Consider the following 14933-nt stretch of genomic DNA (forward strand, 5'->3'; position numbering starts at 1 on the left):
CAGCGTCAGATGTGTATAAGAGACAGGTGCCGCCTGTGCGTTGAACACGCCTGCACAGCCGCACGAGGACTCCTTGCGATGCTGCAGGTGGGGGGCAGAGTCTGTTCCCAAAAAGAATTTTTTTGAACCGCTGGCGATGACGTCGCGCAGGGCCTGCTGATGCACATTTCTTTTAAGAATAGGCAGGCAGTACAGGTGAGGGCGTATTCCGCCCACCAACATGTGATTGCGGTTGAACATCAGATGTTGTGGCGTAATAGTGGCCGCCAGATACTCATCATTTGCCAAGACGTAGTGCGCTGCGTCGCGCGTCGTAATGTGTTCGAAAACGATCTTTAGCGCTGGAAAGTGCTTACGTACCGGCTGCATGACGCGATCAATGAAGTAAGCTTCACGATCGAAAATATCCACCTCGGGATCAGTGACTTCACCATGGACCAACAAAGGCATCCCCAACTTCTGCATTTGCTCCAGCAGCGGATAGATAGCGCGTATGTCTGTCACGCCGTGGCTCGAGTTGGTGGTCGCGTTGGCGGGGTAGAGTTTAGCCGCTGTAAATACCCCCTGTTCGAAACCCTTGGTCAGTTCGCGCGGGTCCAGCGTGTCGGTCAAATAACAGGTCATCAGGGGATGAAAACGATGGTCGGAAGGAGTGGCGGCGAGAATGCGCGTTCTGTAGGCCTCTGCTGCTGCGACGGTGGTGATGGGCGGTGTCAGGTTAGGCATGACTATAGCGCGGCCAAAAACGGCGCTGGTGTAGGGTAATACCGCATTTAGCATGTCATCGTCACGTAGGTGCAGATGCCAGTCGTCGGGACGGCGGATTTTCAGGACGGTTGGGACGGGGGTCATGGATTTTGCTCCGGCGGTCAGTGATTAACATAGCGGTCATAAGACTGATTACGGCGGGTGACAAGCATAAGCGTAAAGTGGTTGAAATGCACCCGATTGTTTTGAAGTGGTTGAAATTCTTCTTTTATTGGCGTTTCATATTAAAAGATCTAATACATTCGCAAAATGCGAGAAGAGGAAAAAAATGGAAATTCGTGTCGTCGCTTGCCTTCAGGCAAAACCAGAGTACTTGAAAGAAATTACGGATGCGGTAACCAAAGCGGTGGAACCTAGCCGTAAAGAGGCCGGTAATCTGCAGTACGACCTGCATGCGGAAATCGATAAGCCAGGTGCTTTTGTTTTTATTGAACGCTGGGAAAACAAAGAAGCGTTAGAGACGCATGAGAAAACAGCCCATTTCCAGAAACTGGTTGCCGATATGGAAGGTAAGACCGTTTCCGTCGACATCAAGCTGATGACTCAGGTCGCCTAAGCGTATAAAAAAATGCCCGTCATTGACGGGCATTCCAGGCATAAAGCGAGCACCCAGTAAGTTACGGGGTGCTTTTTTTATTGTTACTCTTCAACGGTTGGCTTGGTCGCCGGGGCGCTGGCGCTGTTAACCGAAGCATGGCCACCTGCAGACCCTTTTCCGGTGAACTCGAACGCAGGGCGCTCCCAGTCGCTGGATTTCGGCTCTTCAGGTACATACTGTGGCGCCGGTGCTTTGGTCATCGGCGCTTTGGCGTGATGTTTAAAGCTCGGCTGCGCATCAGGTGTCGGCTGAGTCGCTTTTTCGACCGGTTTTTCTGTCACGACAGGCGCCGCTTCTACGGGCTGCTCAACGTGTTCTTCAATTGTCTCAGAGATTTCCTCAGTTACAGGCGCTACCGTTTCAGCGGCTTCAACATCGTCATTATCCGCAGCGGCGTCTTGCACCGGGGCTGACTCTTCTGAGCTTGCGTCTTCCGCTTTTTGAGCGCTGTCGTCAGCGGTGGCTGTTTCTTCACGCGATACGCGGGTTTCCAACGGCAGTTGCGCGGTCACTTCTTCTTCCGGAGCAATCACATCGCTGCTCTGAGTTTCCGTTGACTCGTTGTTTTCCTCTACGATTTCTTCCGCGATGGAGCTGGACAGCAATTCGTATTCCGTCACCGTAGGAATGGTGATCGCATCTTCTTCCTGAACCACGGTTTCTGGCGCTTCAGGTTGAGGTTGCGTAATCGGGTAGTGAATCCACACTTTGCCCGAGGCCATTTCCGGCGCAGAAGCCGCCTGTTCGACAACCATCGGAGACTGTACCGGGTAACGCTCATCACGGTAACGACGACGACGCTGTCCGCTAACACGCAGATGGCGTGGTGAACGACGCGAACGACGCGGCATGTTGTTATCGCGGTTATCTCCAGCGTTGTTTTCCGAGCTGGTTTCTGAGGTGGCCGGTGCGGCGACTTCCGCAACCGGAGTTGCTTCAACGGCCGGTTTAGCTGCGGCAGCGGTATCTGCTTCATCGACAACACGAACTTTCTGCGTGAGCTGACGACGTTGGCGACGCGGCATCACCTGAGCCGGTTTTTCCTGCTCGGGCGTCTGCACTTCAGTTTCAGCTGCCGTGTTCAGCTCTTTGACTTCCTGCTGAGCCTGGCGCTTGTCTTCTTGACGGTTACGCTGACGTTCCGCACGTTGCTCACGACGTTGCTCTTCGCGCGCTGCTTTTTCCTGTGCATCGACGGCCGGAGTTTGTGTGTCATTCGTTGCGTTTTGCGTCCGCTTGTTGTTACGACGCTGCTGATCGTCGCGTGGTTCACGGTTTTCGCGCGGTGTCCGCTCATTACGGTCACGACGATTGCCGGATTGGCGGCGATTGTTGTTGCGACGTTCCTGACGCGGTTGGCTTTCGCTGGTTTCGTTCTCTTTAACCTGAGGCTGTTGCGGTGTTTCTTCCGCCGTCGCCTGAGGTGCATCGAACATACCTTTCAACGAGCCGAACAGACGACGGATGATACCGGACTTCTGAGGCGCAGCGGACTGTGCTTTATGGGCGGCGGCCGGTGTCGGCGTTTCTGTCGGAAGGTTATCCGGCAGGGTAAACGTCGCTAGTGCCGGTTGCTCAGGGATCTTGCGCTCGGCAATCTGCTCTTCCTGGGCCTGCTGAACTTCCGCATCCAACATCTGCGGCAGCATGTAGCTCAGGGCTGGCTTCTCTTCACCGTTACGGATACGTACGACGGAGTAGTGAGGCGTTTGCATACCGTCGTGCGGTACGATGACGGCGCGAACGCTGCCCTGACGTTGTTCGATAGCGTTGACTGCGTCACGTTTTTCGTTCAACAGATAGGACGCGATCGGCACCGGCACAATTGCCTGTACTTCTTTGGTGTTTTCCTTCAGCGCTTCTTCTTCGATTAAACGCAGGATGGACAGAGACAGGGATTCATTGTCGCGAATAGTCCCGGTACCACTACAACGCGGACACACGTGATGACTGGATTCGCCCAGAGAAGGGCTCAGGCGCTGACGCGACATTTCCAGCAAACCAAAACGTGAAATTCGTCCAATCTGAATGCGGGCACGGTCCTGACGGACGGCGTCGCGCAGGCGGTTTTCGACTTCACGCTGATGGCGAACTGGCGTCATATCGATAAAGTCGATAACGATCAGACCGCCCAAATCGCGCAGACGCAGCTGGCGGGCGATTTCATCGGACGCTTCCAGGTTGGTGTTGAAGGCGGTTTCTTCAATATCGCCGCCGCGGGTAGCGCGTGCGGAGTTGATATCAATCGCCGTCAACGCCTCGGTGGTGTCGATAACAATGGAGCCGCCAGAAGGCAGGCGCACTTCGCGTTGGAAGGCGGACTCAATCTGGGATTCGATCTGATAGTGGCTGAAGAGTGGGATTTCACCGCTATACAATTTGATCTTGCTGCTGAAATCGGGACGACCCAAAGAGGCGATGTGCTCTTTGGCGCGTTCCAGAATTTTGGGGTTGTCGATCAAGATTTCGCCGATGTCCGGGCGCAGATAGTCGCGGAATGCGCGAACAATCACATTGCTTTCCTGATGGATCAGGAACGGCGCAGGGCGGCCTTCTGCGGCTTTCTTGATGGCTTCCCAGTGTTTGATGCGAAACGCCAGATCCCATTGCAGGGCTTCTGCGGATTTGCCTACACCCGCCGTACGAACAATCAGCCCCATACCTTCAGGCAGTTGCAGGGAGCTCAGCGCTTCTTTCAGTTCGGTTCTGTCATCACCTTCAATGCGGCGTGAGATCCCGCCGGCACGTGGGTTATTCGGCATGAGAACCAGGTAGCTGCCGGCAAGGCTGATAAACGTCGTCAGCGCTGCGCCTTTGTTGCCGCGCTCTTCTTTATCCACCTGCACAATGACTTCCTGGCCTTCGCGCAGAACATCTTTGATGTTTGGGCGGCCATGAGAAGCATAGTGACTGGGGAAGTATTCGCGTGCGATTTCTTTGAGGGGGAGAAAACCGTGTCGTTCGGCGCCGTAATCAACAAAAGCGGCTTCGAGACTCGGTTCAATACGCGTGATTTTACCTTTATAAATGTTTGCTTTCTTTTGCTCATGACCCGGGCTCTCAATATCCAGATCGTAGAGGCGTTGACCATCAACCAAGGCAACACGCAACTCTTCTTGCTGAGTTGCGTTAATCAACATTCTTTTCATCGTAACTTACTCGTTATTCTTAACTTGCATTATGGATAGAGCTGCCGGTGAAAGCGGGGTGTGACCGGAATGAACCGATGGCCTCGTGGCTTATCGCAGGGGCGTCAACCTCCCGGTTGTCGTCTGCATAGAGACGCATGTTTCGGTAGCCTGTATTTCCTGATGGAAAACAGCGCATTTATTGCGGGAACAGCTTCTGAAAATAGGTGCCAGATCTGATTCCATTTGCCGGCCAAACTGCTTACCACAGCTCGCTAACTGCTTGATAAATCGCTACGTCTTACGCCATTGCTGCGTCGTGACTCATCAGGCAAATATAATAATTCCGCAATTTCCCTTGTTTTTCAGGTAAACAGCGCGGAAAGCCGAAGCATTATTCCATTGCTGATACGCCGATAGCAAGGTGACTTTGCCTGTCAAAATGAAGTTATCAACCGCTCTGAGACAGCAATGTACGAAATTCGCGCATCGTCACTGTTACAGAAGCTGACTATTAACTTCATAAGTCAGACTCACAGTTAAGCATAGAAAAAGATGTGGCGCTATCTACCCACGCTCTTTAGAATTCTGGCTCATGAAAACAGAGAACCCATCAGTACAATTTTTGACGGTCTCCGACGAAGAGGCGGGTCAACGCATCGACAATTTTTTGCGCACGAAATTGAAAGGTGTGCCGAAAAGCATGATTTACCGTATTTTGCGCAAAGGCGAAGTACGCATAAATAAAAAGCGGGTGAAGCCGGAGTACAAATTGCTCGACGGCGACCTAATCCGTATCCCTCCGGTGAGAACGTCCGAACGTGAAGAAGCGCCAGTTTCCGCAGGACTGGCCAAAGTGTCGGCATTGGCGGATTGCATCATTTATGAAGATGATCACCTGTTGGTGCTCAATAAGCCTTCAGGGACGGCCGTCCACGGAGGTAGCGGTCTCAGCTTTGGTGTGATCGAAGGTTTAAGGGCGCTGCGGCCTGAAGCCCGCTTCCTGGAGCTGGTACACCGCTTGGACAGAGATACTTCCGGTGTCCTGTTGGTTGCTAAAAAGCGGTCGGCTTTACGTGCGCTCCATGAACAGCTGCGAAGCAAAGGGATGCAGAAAGATTATCTCGCGCTGGTGCGTGGGCAATGGCAATCGCATTGCAAAGTGGTTCAGGCACCGCTGCTGAAGAACATTTTGCAGAGCGGCGAGCGTATCGTCCGGGTCAATAGTGAAGGGAAACCGTCTGAGACACGTTTTAAGGTCGAAGAGCGATTTGAGCATGCCACGTTGGTCAAAGCGAGCCCCGTGACCGGGCGTACGCATCAGATTCGCGTACATACCCTCCATGCGGGCCATCCTATCGCGTTCGACGATCGTTACGGCGATCGGGATTTTGACCATCAACTGGCGAGTACGGGTCTTAAACGCCTGTTCCTGCACGCTCAGGCTCTAAAATTCGAACATCCCAATACTGGCGAGACGTTACGGGTAGAAGCGCCGTTAGATGAAGAGTTACGCCGTTGCCTGCAAGTCTTACGCAACCATAAGCAGTAGCTGAGTACCGCACCTGGCGATGAGTCAGGTGCGGTATACAGGTGAGTCAGGCTATTAAAAGGGGGTTAACGCCTTCCTGTCGTAGCAGGTCGAGTAACGCAATCAGCGGTAGGCCGATCAGCGTATTGGGATCGCGTCCCGAAAGTCTCTCAAATAGCGTAATACCGAGTCCCTCGCACTTAAAACTTCCCGCGCAGTCGAAAGGTCGTTCCTTCTCTATATAGTTATCTATCTCTTTATTCGTTAACGGGCGAAAATGAACTTCATAAGGCTCAACCAAAGAATGCATGTGCGCGGTTTGGCTGTTGTACAACGCGAGTCCGGTATAAAAAGTGACGTGACGACCGCTCGCCTGATTTAGCTGAGTAACCGCGCGTTCACGATCGTGAGGCTTGCCGGTTATTTTTCCGTTCAACACACAGACTTGATCGGATCCTATGATGAGATGGTTAGGGTAGGCGTCAGCTAACGATCGCGCTTTGGCCATTGCCAGACGTCTCACCAGTGTGGAAGCATCTTCCTCAGGAAAAGGGGTTTCATCAACATTCGGTGATGCGCACTGGAAAGGAATAGTGAGTTTTTCGAGCAATGCGCGGCGGTATGAGGATGTTGATGCGAGAACAATATTAGGCATAGTTATAGTAAAATCGTGACCTGAACATGCGGCTCATTCTAAACTGCGTTTAGCTTCCGATGCGAACCCCCGCGAAAGTTTCCATTCCCCACCTTTTCCTTTGACTCTATGTCGTTACGACGCTAATATGCGCGCCCTATGCAAAAGGTAAAATTACCCTTAACCCTCGACGCGGCTCGCACTGCTCAAAAGCGTTTAGATTATGTTGGTGTCTATACAGCTGAACAGGTGATGCGTGTTGCCGAATCAGTGGTTAGTGTGGATAGCGATGTCGAAGCGGCTTTATCGTTCAACATTGATAATCAGCGTTTGGCTGTTATCGATGGACGTGCCGATGTGGCGGTAACCTTACGGTGCCAGCGCTGTGGCAAGCCTTTCGAACATCAGGTCCACGCCACGTTATGTTTTAGCCCGGTCATCAGTGATGAGCAGGCCGAAGCTTTGCCGGAAGCGTACGAACCGATCCAGGTCAATGAGTTCGGTGAAGTCGACTTGTTGGCGATGATAGAAGATGAAATTATTCTTTCATTGCCCATCGCACCGGTGCATGATTCTGAACACTGTGAAGTGTCCGAAGCGGACATGGTGTTTGGCAAACTGCCTGAAGAGGCGGAGAAACCAAATCCATTTGCCGTATTAGCTAGTTTAAAGCGTAAGTAATTGAAGGAGTAAGGTCCATGGCCGTACAACAGAATAAACCAACCCGTTCCAAACGTGGTATGCGTCGTGCTCACGATGCTCTGACCACAACTGCCGTATCCGTAGATAAAGTTTCTGGCGAAACTCATCTGCGTCACCACGTAACTGCGGATGGCTACTACCGCGGTCGCAAGGTCATTGCTAAGTAATTCCTGCTTAAACGCAAGGAAATGCTTTGACACGCCTAACTCTGGCGTTAGATGCAATGGGCGGGGACTTTGGCCCCTGCGTAACAGTGCCTGCTGCATTGCAGGCACTGGCTTCTAATCCAAATCTTTATCTGCTGCTGGTTGGCGATCCTACAACGCTCACTCCATTACTTAGCAAAGTCGATTCCTCCCTGTTTTCCCGTTTGGAAATCGTACCGGCTGAAACGGTAATAGCGGGCGATGCCAGACCATCTCAAGCTATCCGCGCCAGCCGAGGTTCTTCCATGCGTATTGCATTGGAGCTTATTAAGGAAGGGCGTGCACAGGCTTGTGTGAGTGCTGGAAATACTGGGGCGTTGATGGGGCTCGCTAAATTGCTGTTGAAGCCGGTTGACGGTATTGAACGTCCGGCATTGGTAACGGTGTTGCCACATCAGCAGCATGGAAAAACGGTCGTTCTGGATCTCGGCGCCAACGTAGAGTGCGACAGCACCATGCTAGTGCAGTTTGCTGTGATGGGCGCGGTCATGGCGGAAGAGGTCCTGGAACTCAGTAATCCCCGAGTGGCGTTGTTAAATATTGGCGAAGAAGAAAGCAAAGGGCTAAACAACATCCGCGAAGCTGCCGCGCGTTTGAAAGCGACATCGTCTATCAACTACATCGGTTATCTTGAAGGCAACGAGTTGCTGACCGGTAAAACAGATGTCATGGTGTGTGATGGGTTTGTTGGAAATGTCACGCTAAAGACGATGGAAGGCGTCGTTAGAATGTTTCTGTCTCTTCTGAAATCCTCCTCAGGTTCAGATCGTAGACAAAAACAGTCTTGGTGGCTGAAATTATTGGGACGCTGGTTGCAAAAACGTCTATCCAGGCGTTTTGGCCACCTGAACCCTGACCACTATAACGGGGCTTGTCTGCTAGGATTACGTGGGACAGTGATAAAGAGCCATGGAGCTGCAAACCCGAATGCGTTTGCGGTAGCGATTGAACAGGCAGTGCAGACAGTACAACGACAGATTCCCGAAAGAATCGCCGCGCGACTCACGTCTGTATTACCCAAAAGTGATTGAGCTTACATGTATACAAAAATTATTGGAACGGGAAGCTATTTGCCCGAACAAATCAGGTCGAATTCTGATTTAGAGAAAATGGTGGATACGTCCGACGAGTGGATTGTGACTCGTACCGGTATCCGCGAACGTCGAATCGCAGGGCCTGACGAAAGTGTGGCCACCATGGGTTTCCATGCAGCGCAAAAAGCGCTCGAAATGGCCGATATCGATAAAAACAAAGTCGGCTTGCTGATTGTCGCAACGACCTCCTCCAGCCATGCATTCCCGAGTTCGGCCTGCCAGGTTCAGCAGATGCTGGGCATTCAGGACACCATTGCATTCGATCTGGCGGCTGCCTGCGCAGGTTTCACCTACGCACTGAGCGTAGCCGACCAGTATGTCAAGAGTGGCTCTGTGGATTATGCTCTGGTGGTCGGCGCCGACGCGTTGACGCGTACGCTGGATCCAGAGGATCGCGGAACGCTGATTCTGTTTGGCGACGGCGCTGGCGCCGTTGTGTTATCCCGCTCTGAAGAGCCGGGCATCCTCTCTACGCATCTCCATGCGGATGGCCGTTATGGCCAGCTTCTGTCTCTGCCGTATCAGGCGCGTACTAACAAAACGCCGGAATACCTGACAATGGCGGGCAATGAGGTGTTCAAAGTCGCCGTTAAAGAACTGGCCCACATCGTAGAAGAAACGCTGGTGGCGGCAAAACTGGACAAAGCCGAGCTGGATTGGCTGGTTCCGCATCAGGCAAACCTGCGTATTATCAATGCGACGGCCAAAAAACTGGGCATGGGCATGGATAAAGTGGTGATCACGCTCGATCGCCATGGCAACACCTCTGCTGCTTCAGTACCCGCGGCGCTCGATGAAGCCGTGCGTGATGGACGCATCAAACGCGGACAGCTGATATTACTTGAAGCGTTCGGCGGTGGATTTACCTGGGGTTCTGCTCTGGTTCGTTTTTGATTAAACAGGACTTTCTGATTATGACGCATTTTGCAATGGTGTTCCCGGGACAAGGCTCCCAATCAGTCGGCATGCTGGCTGAACTGGCGGAGACGAATCCGGTAGTTAAGGACACATTTGATGAAGCTTCCTCCGTGCTCGGTTACGACCTATGGCAACTGGCCCAAGAGGGCCCGGTAGAAGAATTGAACAAAACCTGGCAGACGCAGCCAGCACTGCTGACCGCATCGGTCGCCATTTGGCGCGCCTGGCAGCAGCAGGGTGGTAAAACACCAGCACTGATGGCAGGCCACAGTCTGGGTGAATATTCTGCTTTGGTTTGCGCTGGCGTAATGGACTTCAAGCAGGCGGTCAGCCTGGTGGAGTTACGCGGCAAGCTGATGCAGGAAGCGGTGCCGGAAAATACGGGCGCCATGTATGCCATTATCGGCCTTGATAACGACACCATCGCGGCGGCCTGTGCCGAAGCCGCTCAGGGACAAGTTGTCTCACCGGTGAACTTCAACTCTCCAGGACAGGTCGTTATCGCAGGTAATAAAGAAGCCGTTGAACGTGCCGGTGCTGCCTGTAAGGCCGCTGGAGCGAAACGAGCGTTGCCGCTGCCGGTCAGCGTGCCTTCCCACTGCGCCCTGATGGAACCTGCTGCACGTAAGCTGGCGGAAGCGCTGGAAAACGTCACTTTCAACGCGCCTCAAATTCCTGTGGTGAACAACGTTGACGTCCGTGCTGAAACGTCGCCGGAAGCTATCCGCAGCGCGTTGGTACGCCAGCTTTCCAATCCTGTCCGCTGGACAGAGTGCGTCGAATACATCGCGGCTCAGGACGTACAGAAACTGTTAGAAGTTGGGCCGGGCAAAGTACTAACCGGACTGACCAAACGAATCGTGGATACGCTGACTGCGTCAGCAGTCAATGATTCTGCTTCCTTATCAACAGCCCTTGATCAATAAACGGAATAGATGATGAGCTTTGACGGAAAAATTGTTCTCGTAACGGGTGCCAGCCGTGGCATCGGTCGTGCTATCGCTGAGTCACTGGTTGCGCGTGGCGCGAAAGTGATGGGGACGGCGACAAGCGAAAAAGGCGCCGCTGACATCAGCGCATGGCTGGGTGAAAACGGTAAAGGTTATGTCCTGAATGTCGCGGATATGTCCTCGATCGAAGCGACTTTGGCTTCCATCAAGTCGGAGTTCGGCGACATCGACATTCTGGTGAATAACGCAGGTATCACCCGTGATAATTTGCTGATTCGCATGAAAGACGAAGAGTGGCAGGATGTGCTGGATACGAACCTGCGTTCCGTATTTCGCTTGTCCAAAGCCGTTCTGCGTTCCATGATGAAAAAGCGTTTCGGCCGTATCATCACCATCGGCTCAGTAGTCGGCACCAGTGGTAACCCTGGACAGTCCAACTACTCGGCAGCCAAAGCTGGGCTGGTTGGATTCAGCAAATCTCTGGCTCAGGAAGTGGCCTCTCGTGGCGTAACCGTCAACGTTGTAGCTCCGGGTTTTATTGAAACCGATATGACTCGAGCATTGACAGATGAGCAGCGTGCGGGCATTTTGGCTGGTGTTCCTGCTGGACGCCTGGGTGATGCGAAAGAAATTGCCAGTGCTGTTACGTTCTTAGCTTCTGAAGAAGCGGGTTACATCACCGGTGAAACATTGCATGTTAATGGCGGCATGTATATGATCTGATAAGTCAGATCATATTTGCTTGAATTTGCAGCGAAATCTGCAAAAAGCACAAAATCCTGGCTCGACCAGTACTGATTTTGTTGCATCTTTTTCAACATTTTATACACTACGAAAACCATCGCGAAAGCGAGTTTTGATAGGAAATTTAAGAGTATGAGCACTATCGAAGAACGCGTTAAGAAAATCATCGTTGAACAGCTGGGTGTTAAACCGGAAGAAGTCGTGAACAATGCTTCCTTCGTTGATGACCTCGGCGCTGATTCTCTTGACACCGTTGAGCTGGTAATGGCTCTGGAAGAAGAGTTTGATACCGAGATTCCAGACGAAGAAGCCGAAAAAATCACTACTGTTCAGGCAGCAATTGATTTCATTCAGGCAAACCAGCAGTAAATGAACATATCTAGGCGGTCATTCGACCGCCTAAGTTTCCTTTAATACCTCAGTATTTTCCCTCCCTGGAGGATCAGCGTGTCTAAGCGTCGTGTAGTTGTGACTGGTCTGGGCATGTTATCTCCTGTCGGCAACACAGTTGAGTCAACTTGGAAGGCTTTGCTTGCCGGTCAGAGTGGTATCAAACCCATTGATCATTTCGATACTAGTGCCTATGCAACACGTTTTGCTGGCTTAGTTGAAAACTTTAATTGTGAAGAATTCATCTCGCGTAAAGATGCTCGCAAGATGGATGCTTTCATTCAGTACGGCATCGTGGCCGGTATTCAGGCTATGAAAGATTCGGGCCTTGAAGTCACAGAAGCCAATGCCGGACGTATTGGTGCTGCCATTGGTTCGGGTATTGGCGGTCTGGGACTGATTGAGGAAAACCACGCGGCATTAGTACGTGGCGGCCCTCGAAAAATCAGTCCTTTCTTTGTCCCTTCCACTATCGTCAACATGGTTGCCGGTCATCTGACCATCATGTTGGGCCTGCAAGGACCTAGCATCTCCATCGCGACGGCCTGTACTTCTGGCGTACATAACATCGGACATGCGGCCCGCATCATCGCTTATGGCGATGCTGATGCGATGCTGGCCGGTGGCGCAGAAAAAGCAAGTACTCCGTTGGGCGTGGGTGGTTTCGGCGCAGCTCGTGCGCTTTCAACCCGCAACGACGACCCGCAGGCGGCAAGCCGTCCGTGGGATAAAGACCGTGACGGTTTCGTTCTGGGCGACGGCGCCGGTATTATGGTGCTGGAAGAGTATGAGCATGCGAAACGTCGTGGCGCAAAAATTTATGCTGAAATCACCGGTTTTGGCATGAGCAGCGATGCGTACCACATGACGTCACCGCCGTCAGATGGTGCAGGTGCCGCGTTGGCAATGGTTAACGCGTTTCGCGATGCCAATATCACCGCGGAACAAGTGGGCTATATCAACGCGCACGGCACGTCGACCCCGGTCGGCGATAAAGCCGAAACTCAGGCGGTCAAGTCTGTCTTTGGCGCGAGCGCATCACGCGTGATGGTCAGTTCGACCAAGTCAATGACAGGTCACCTGCTGGGTGCGGCTGGTGCAGTAGAATCCATTATGTGTGTTCTTGCGCTGCGCGATCAGGCAATCCCGCCGACGATCAACCTTGATAACCCGGATGAGGGTTGCGACCTGGACTTCGTGCCGCATGAAGCTCGTCAGGTTTCAGGCATGGAATACGTGCTGTGTAACTCCTTCGGATTTGGTGGTACCAATGGTTCATTGGTCTTCCGCAAAGTCTGACGTGTGAGCTTGATGAAAGCCCGGATCTTCCGGGCTTTTTTTTATCTGAAGAAAATCAGCTAGGGTTATTTTTCCCTGTCCGCTAGTCTGGACTCTCTCTTGTTCTTCTAAAGAGGAAGTGAATATATGTGGTTGATTAATGGGGTGTTAGAGCAAAACTTGCCGGCATCTGACCGCAGCGTGCAGTATGGCGACGGTTGTTTTACCACGGCCCGGGTACTCAATGGCCGTGTGGTATGGCTCGAACGCCATATCCAACGGCTCCAGCATGCGGCGAAGGTACTTATGTTCCCGGAAATCGACTGGGATCGGCTATCGGCAGAGATGCAACAGGCTGCCGAAGGCAAGGCGAGCGCAGTGGTAAAAGCGGTCGTCACGCGTGGCGTAGGGGGGAGAGGATACAGTCCTCAGGGTTGTGAGGCGCCAGTAAGGATGGTCATGCATACCGCTTACCCCGAGCATTACGAGCACTGGCGCCGGGATGGCATCTCTTTAGCGCTCAGTCCGGTAAAATTAGCGCGAAGCCCGCTCCTTGCCGGAATAAAACATCTTAATCGTCTCGAACAAGTGATGATCCGCCGACACCTTGACCAGCAGGATGCTGACGAGGCTCTGGTGCTTGACACTCACGATAAGCTAGTGGAATGCTGTGCGGCCAATTTATTTTGGCGCTGCGGCAAACAGGTGTTTACCCCAGACGTTTCGCAGTCCGGCGTCGATGGCCTGACGCGTCGCCATCTAATGCAATTGCTGGAGCAATCGGACTATCAGCTGCAGGTCGTCTCCGCGCCGTTGGAAGCATTGGCAACGGCTGACGAAGTGATTATCTGTAATGCTTTGATGCCTCTCATTTCTGTCAACCGGGCTGAAGCCTGGTGTTATCGCTCACGAGAGTTGTATGACTTTCTGAGCCCTAACTGTGAGTAATAGAATGTTATGAAGAGATTGAAAATTGGGATCGGATGTATTGGTCTGGTGGTCGTTGGCACCATTGTCCTGTGGAAACAGGTGCAGCATTTCGCCGCCGCACCGCTCAAGATCACACAGGAAACCATTTTTACTCTCCCGGCGGGAGCGGGTCACGACGCGCTGGAACAACAACTGGCGCAACAGCAGATTCTGTCTGCCAGCTGGCGTTTCCCCGTATTGCTACGGTTGGAGCCCGATCTGGCCAACTTTAAAGCCGGTACCTACCGTCTTCAGCCCGGAATGACGGTTCGCCAGATGTTGGCCTTGCTGGACAGCGGTAAAGAGGCGCAGTTCGCCATCCGCTTTGTTGAAGGATCGCGACTACGTGACTGGCTGGCGGCGATACAGCAGGCCCCGTATCTCAAAAAAACGCTGACGGGCAAGAGCTCGCAGGAGATTGCCGAGGCGCTGGGTATTAAAGACCAGAGTAATCCCGAAGGCTGGTTTTATCCGGACACCTACCTGCATACCGCAGGCATGACGGATAAAGCCGTGCTGATGCGAGCCTTCCAGCGTATGGATAAAATCGTCGATGAAGTCTGGCAGGGACGTGAGGACGGGCTGCCCTACAAAAACAAGGAAGAGTTGCTGACGATGGCGTCGATCATCGAAAAGGAAACCGCTATCGGCAGCGAAAGGGCCTTGATTGCATCCGTATTCATCAATCGCCTACGGATAGGAATGCGCTTGCAGACGGATCCTACGGTGATTTACGGCATGGGAGAACGCTATAATGGCACCATCACGCGCAGCGCTCTGGATACGCCGACACCCTATAACACCTACGTCATTAGTGGTCTGCCGCCGACGCCGATAGCTATGCCGGGAAAAGCGTCGTTGGACGCGGCGGCGCATCCGGAAAAAACGCACTATCTCTATTTTGTTGCGGATGGAAAGGGGGGACATACGTTCACCACCAATTTATCCGACCATAATCGCGCGGTACGGGAATACCGTAACGCCTGTCTCTTATACACATCTGACGCTGCCGACGAAGAGGAT

Annotated in this window: 14 protein-coding genes; 11 read left to right on the plus strand and 3 right to left on the minus strand. The window is 52.7% G+C overall.

Annotation, left to right across the window (positions count from 1 at the left end; all coding sequences use genetic code 11):
• A partial coding sequence (gene pyrC, locus Q7O77_RS06255) for a dihydroorotase (protein WP_304164444.1) occupies positions 1–852 on the minus strand: 852 nt, incomplete at its 3' end.
• Between the two features lie 184 nt (positions 853–1036).
• Here pyrC and Q7O77_RS06260 point away from each other — a divergent pair.
• A complete protein-coding gene (locus Q7O77_RS06260) occupies positions 1037–1324 on the plus strand; it encodes a putative quinol monooxygenase (RefSeq protein ID WP_304164447.1) in 288 nt (95 codons plus the stop codon).
• 83 nt (positions 1325–1407) lie between these two features.
• Here the strand turns inward: Q7O77_RS06260 and rne are convergent, their stop codons facing one another.
• Complete coding sequence (gene rne, locus Q7O77_RS06265) at positions 1408–4515, minus strand: ribonuclease E (protein ID WP_304164450.1); 3108 nt, start codon at positions 4513–4515, stop codon at positions 1408–1410.
• Positions 4516–5089: 574 nt separating this feature from the next.
• Between rne and rluC the strand changes: the two genes are divergently transcribed.
• Positions 5090–6046 (plus strand): 23S rRNA pseudouridine(955/2504/2580) synthase RluC, encoded by a 957-nt coding sequence (gene rluC / locus Q7O77_RS06270; protein WP_304164453.1) that lies wholly within the window; start codon positions 5090–5092, stop codon positions 6044–6046.
• Between the two features lie 46 nt (positions 6047–6092).
• On the opposite strand, the gene Q7O77_RS06275 is transcribed toward rluC, so the two are convergent.
• Positions 6093–6680 carry a nucleoside triphosphate pyrophosphatase gene (locus Q7O77_RS06275; protein ID WP_304164456.1) on the minus strand — a complete coding sequence of 196 codons (588 nt, stop codon included), beginning with the start codon at positions 6678–6680 and terminating at the stop codon, positions 6093–6095.
• Between the two features lie 138 nt (positions 6681–6818).
• Here Q7O77_RS06275 and yceD point away from each other — a divergent pair, with 138 nt between their 5' ends.
• The 9 genes from yceD (at position 6819) to pabC (ending at position 13889) form a co-directional block, all read left to right on the plus strand.
• Entirely contained in the window at positions 6819–7340 is a 522-nt protein-coding gene (gene yceD, locus Q7O77_RS06280) for a 23S rRNA accumulation protein YceD (protein WP_026740383.1), read from the plus strand.
• 17 nt (positions 7341–7357) lie between these two features.
• Positions 7358–7528, plus strand: a complete 171-nt coding sequence (rpmF, locus tag Q7O77_RS06285) for a 50S ribosomal protein L32 (protein ID WP_026740382.1) — start codon at positions 7358–7360, stop codon at positions 7526–7528.
• A gap of 26 nt (positions 7529–7554) precedes the next feature.
• The gene (plsX, locus tag Q7O77_RS06290) at positions 7555–8598 is read left to right on the plus strand and encodes a phosphate acyltransferase PlsX (protein ID WP_304164465.1); all 1044 of its coding nucleotides are present in this window, start codon (positions 7555–7557) and stop codon (positions 8596–8598) included.
• A 6-nt stretch (positions 8599–8604) separates the two neighbouring features.
• Complete coding sequence (locus Q7O77_RS06295; protein ID WP_304164468.1) at positions 8605–9555, plus strand: beta-ketoacyl-ACP synthase III; 951 nt, start codon at positions 8605–8607, stop codon at positions 9553–9555.
• A 20-nt stretch (positions 9556–9575) separates the two neighbouring features.
• The gene (gene fabD / locus Q7O77_RS06300; protein WP_304164471.1) at positions 9576–10505 is read left to right on the plus strand and encodes an ACP S-malonyltransferase; all 930 of its coding nucleotides are present in this window, start codon (positions 9576–9578) and stop codon (positions 10503–10505) included.
• A 12-nt stretch (positions 10506–10517) separates the two neighbouring features.
• Positions 10518–11252, plus strand: a complete 735-nt coding sequence (gene fabG / locus Q7O77_RS06305) for a 3-oxoacyl-ACP reductase FabG (RefSeq protein WP_304164543.1) — start codon at positions 10518–10520, stop codon at positions 11250–11252.
• A gap of 153 nt (positions 11253–11405) precedes the next feature.
• Positions 11406–11642: an acyl carrier protein gene (acpP, locus tag Q7O77_RS06310; protein ID WP_012765204.1), complete on the plus strand. Its 237-nt coding sequence runs from the start codon at positions 11406–11408 to the stop codon at positions 11640–11642.
• Between the two features lie 78 nt (positions 11643–11720).
• The gene (fabF, locus tag Q7O77_RS06315; RefSeq protein ID WP_304164537.1) at positions 11721–12962 is read left to right on the plus strand and encodes a beta-ketoacyl-ACP synthase II; all 1242 of its coding nucleotides are present in this window, start codon (positions 11721–11723) and stop codon (positions 12960–12962) included.
• A 126-nt stretch (positions 12963–13088) separates the two neighbouring features.
• A complete protein-coding gene (pabC, locus tag Q7O77_RS06320; protein WP_304164539.1) occupies positions 13089–13889 on the plus strand; it encodes an aminodeoxychorismate lyase in 801 nt (266 codons plus the stop codon).
• Positions 13890–14933: the final 1044 nt, after the last annotated feature.

The sequence above is a fragment of the Lonsdalea britannica genome (genome assembly GCF_946477055.1).
GTDB classification, from domain to species: Bacteria; Pseudomonadota; Gammaproteobacteria; order Enterobacterales; family Enterobacteriaceae; genus Lonsdalea; species Lonsdalea britannica_A.

Bases quoted from the DNA above. Each gene is read 5' to 3' on its own strand.
- pabC (WP_304164539.1), top strand. From the start codon at position 13,089: ATGTGGTTGATTAATGGGGTGTTAGAGCAAAACTTGCCGGCATCTGAC.
- Q7O77_RS06260 (WP_304164447.1), top strand. From the start codon at position 1,037: ATGGAAATTCGTGTCGTCGCTTGCCTTCAGGCAAAACCAGAGTACTTG.
- acpP (WP_012765204.1), top strand. From the start codon at position 11,406: ATGAGCACTATCGAAGAACGCGTTAAGAAAATCATCGTTGAACAGCTG.
- Q7O77_RS06295 (WP_304164468.1), top strand. From the start codon at position 8,605: ATGTATACAAAAATTATTGGAACGGGAAGCTATTTGCCCGAACAAATC.
- rne (WP_304164450.1), bottom strand. From the start codon at position 4,515: ATGAAAAGAATGTTGATTAACGCAACTCAGCAAGAAGAGTTGCGTGTT.
- Q7O77_RS06275 (WP_304164456.1), bottom strand. From the start codon at position 6,680: ATGCCTAATATTGTTCTCGCATCAACATCCTCATACCGCCGCGCATTG.
- fabD (WP_304164471.1), top strand. From the start codon at position 9,576: ATGACGCATTTTGCAATGGTGTTCCCGGGACAAGGCTCCCAATCAGTC.
- rpmF (WP_026740382.1), top strand. From the start codon at position 7,358: ATGGCCGTACAACAGAATAAACCAACCCGTTCCAAACGTGGTATGCGT.
- fabG (WP_304164543.1), top strand. From the start codon at position 10,518: ATGAGCTTTGACGGAAAAATTGTTCTCGTAACGGGTGCCAGCCGTGGC.
- yceD (WP_026740383.1), top strand. From the start codon at position 6,819: ATGCAAAAGGTAAAATTACCCTTAACCCTCGACGCGGCTCGCACTGCT.
- rluC (WP_304164453.1), top strand. From the start codon at position 5,090: ATGAAAACAGAGAACCCATCAGTACAATTTTTGACGGTCTCCGACGAA.